Raw genomic sequence first — 2998 nt, forward strand, 5'->3', positions numbered from 1 at the left:
TCACTTCTCTGTCTTATTGCGTAAGCGTTGCTTGCCGAAGGCATCGCATCCCTCTTTAAAAACTGTCCGGAGTATTGACCCTACGACTTCAAACAAGGAAAATTACTTGGGGGATCTTGGGTTCAAAGTCAAAACGCTGAAATTTGGTCAACCGGTGCACAGTGCACACCCTACAAACTCAATCGGTGTGCAGTTTTTATAGACGCGGTTTCAACCGCCGTCTGCATCTATAGTCTCGGCGATTGCAACGCTCGCGATCTCGCAATGACACGCTTAGCTAGCCCAAGCTTATTGGCCTATCTTCCGGAATTCCCCTGTAGCAGCCGCCAAATGTGCTAACGTACAATCAAAAATCCCCCAATTTCAACTATCGCGAGACAGATAACCGTGTTCGCTCAAGCACCTCCAACTCCCAATTACAAATGGTTTAGCTGCGTTTCTAGCACTGTTTTCACCGCATTGTGCCTGTGGCCCCTTTTGGGCGCTGCGGCATACGCCCAAACTCCCCAAAATAGACCCATCAAAATCGGCGTGGTGCAGCGGTTTGGCACCAAAGCAACCGACAAACTGACGCTGAAAGCATTACCGGGCGACAGCTTAACTTTGCGTTACAAAACTCCTCAAGGCATAGAAACCAAAACTGCTGCTAGCGTCAAGTTAGAAATAGCCCCGAAACCTCTGGAATCGCCCTTAGTAGAAGAACGAGTGGTACTAAGTTCTCACCGCAGTTTCGAGAGTGCGGAAGATAGCGCCAATCAGTGGCGCGCCCAGGGAATTGATGTAGAAATTGCTCAACCTTTTCGCTGGCAAGTTTGGGCGAAAAGAGATACTTACAACTCTCCTTTGGTGCGGCGCTGGCTGTTGCAAAGTTTGCAAGTTCAAGGGAACACAACAGCTTTTTTGGATTCCAAAGTTTTAAAACAAATACCCCAGGCATTTTGGGTTTTAAACGGGTTTCGTTTCAACCGCAATGAGTTGGATGTCACTGCAGGGAAAAATGTAATTGAGGTATTGGAACAAACTACCCAAGAGGCCACAGCTACTGAACCAGAAAAAGCAATTCAACAAACTCACCGTTATGGCGGCAGTTTGCACCTGCAAAAAAATGCTTACGGCACTTATACTTTGGTGAATAAAGTGCTGACCGAAACTTATTTGCGGGGTGTTGTTCCTCACGAAATAGGGGCTTTTTCGCCTTACGCTGCGATTGTCGCTCAAACGATTTTAGCCAGAACCTACGCCCTGAGAAACTTGCGCCGGTTTGCTGTGGATAATTATGAGTTGTGCGCTGATGTTAACTGTCAAGTTTATAAGGGTTTGACTGAGGTTTACCCGCAAAGTGATAAGGCGATCGCCGAAACGAGCGGTTTGGTGCTAACTTATCAAAATCAGTTGGTTGACGCCCTCTATTCCGCGTCTAGCGGCGGCGTGACCGCGACTTTTGGCGATGTGTGGGAGGGCGCGGAACGTCCATATTTGCGATCGATCGTCGATTCGCCTAATAATATTTGGGATTTGTCGAAGCAGAGTTTGTCTGACGAAAACAATTTCCGCCGCTTTATCAGTTTGGAAAAAGGGTTTAATGAGGAAAAAGAAGATACGTTTCGGTGGCGCGAACCAGCTTCTTTGACAGCGATTGGTGGATTTCTCAAACAGTATCTTGAGAAGAAACAGCACCCGCTGGCTAATTTTAAAACTCTCACTCAGGTGGAAGTAGTGGAAAGGTCGCCCGCAGGTCGAGTTTTGCAAATGAAAGTTCAAACTGACTTAGGCCCCATCGATATCGACAAAGACGAGATTCGCAATGCTTTTTACCCGCCGATTAGCACGCTTTTTTACCTAGAACCGATTTACAATCCAGACAAAACTCTCAACGGTTATGCTTTTGTCGGAGGCGGTTTCGGGCACGGGGTGGGAATGAGTCAGACTGGTTCTTACAATTTAGCTAATTTGGGCTGGAATGGATCTCGAATTCTGGGCTTTTATTTTCCCGGCGCTCAAGTTGTGCCGCTCAGCGATGCCATTACATTTTGACACCCATAAAATTAAACACCCAAAATTGAGTGAGGACTTGCGTAAAAACTATCGAATGCAAGCAGGAGCAAAGCAATCTCAATCCCAGATTTTTCCGCATCTTTAGCGCAAGTCCTAAAATTTTTAGATTTTAGATTTTAGATTCTAGACAAAATTTTACGAGTTAACTAAAATCTGCTATCTAAAATCTAAAATTATTCGGTCAGCTATCGCCTCAAACTGCTATTAATCAATAGCTTGGAGTTAGAGCAGATTGCTGACGGTTCCCATTTTAGTACAGCTCTTCTTCTTTGTGAGTTTCTATCGTGCAGTCAGACTGGGGATAGGCGACGCAGGTGAGGATATATCCCTCCTCGATTTGGTCGTCGTCCAAGAAAGATTGGTCGGATTGGTCAACTGTGCCTGATATGATTTTGCCGGCGCAGCTGGAGCAAGCACCAGCGCGACAAGAGTAGGGTAGATCGAGTCCTTTTTCTTCCGCAGCATCAAGAATGTAAGTATCGTCATCAACGTCAATGGTCTGGTTAAGTCCTTCGGCTTCGTTGACGAGGGTAACTTTGTAAGTTGCCATGCACTAAATCCTCTCAAAAATTCAACAATATTGATAATTTTTCCTAATGCAACCTTCAAGGCTCTATTAGCTTTGAGGGTAGGTCTTAGGTTCGTTCCCTTTATGATAGTAGGGGAAAGAAGCAAGGTTGCAGCACTCATTTACAAAAAATTTGAATGGGATTAGTTATAACTTTTTCTAATTTCATCTTGATTACTTATACCTACTAAAGTCGGCGATTTAAATCATCGGCACTACACAAACTTTCGTCCGCGCAACGCGAAACTAAATATCAGTCGTAAAACTTTTAGATTTTAGACTTGGGATTCTAGATTGGTTTCACAGTTAATCTAAAATCTGCCATCTAAAATCTAAAATTATTTGGTCAGCTATCTGCTCAAAGAGTTAGGAATT

At 44.6% G+C, this 2998-nt stretch carries 3 protein-coding genes; 2 read left to right on the plus strand and 1 reads right to left on the minus strand.

The annotated features are described in order from the left end of the window. On the plus strand, nt 1–202 hold a 202-nt coding region (locus QUB61_RS23615; RefSeq protein WP_333132503.1), incomplete at its 5' end, for a hypothetical protein. A gap of 185 nt (nt 203–387) precedes the next feature. Further along, nucleotides 388–2034, plus strand: coding sequence for a SpoIID/LytB domain-containing protein (locus QUB61_RS23620; protein WP_333132502.1), 1647 nt, complete (start codon nt 388–390; stop codon nt 2032–2034). Nucleotides 2035–2305: 271 nt separating this feature from the next. Here the strand turns inward: QUB61_RS23620 and QUB61_RS23625 are convergent, their stop codons facing one another. Beyond that, the gene (locus QUB61_RS23625) at nt 2306–2605 is read right to left on the minus strand and encodes a ferredoxin (protein ID WP_333132501.1); all 300 of its coding nucleotides are present in this window, start codon (nt 2603–2605) and stop codon (nt 2306–2308) included. Nucleotides 2606–2998: the final 393 nt, after the last annotated feature.

Source organism: Microcoleus sp. C2D2, assembly GCF_036702495.1.
Taxonomy (GTDB): Bacteria; Cyanobacteriota; Cyanobacteriia; order Cyanobacteriales; family Microcoleaceae; genus Microcoleus.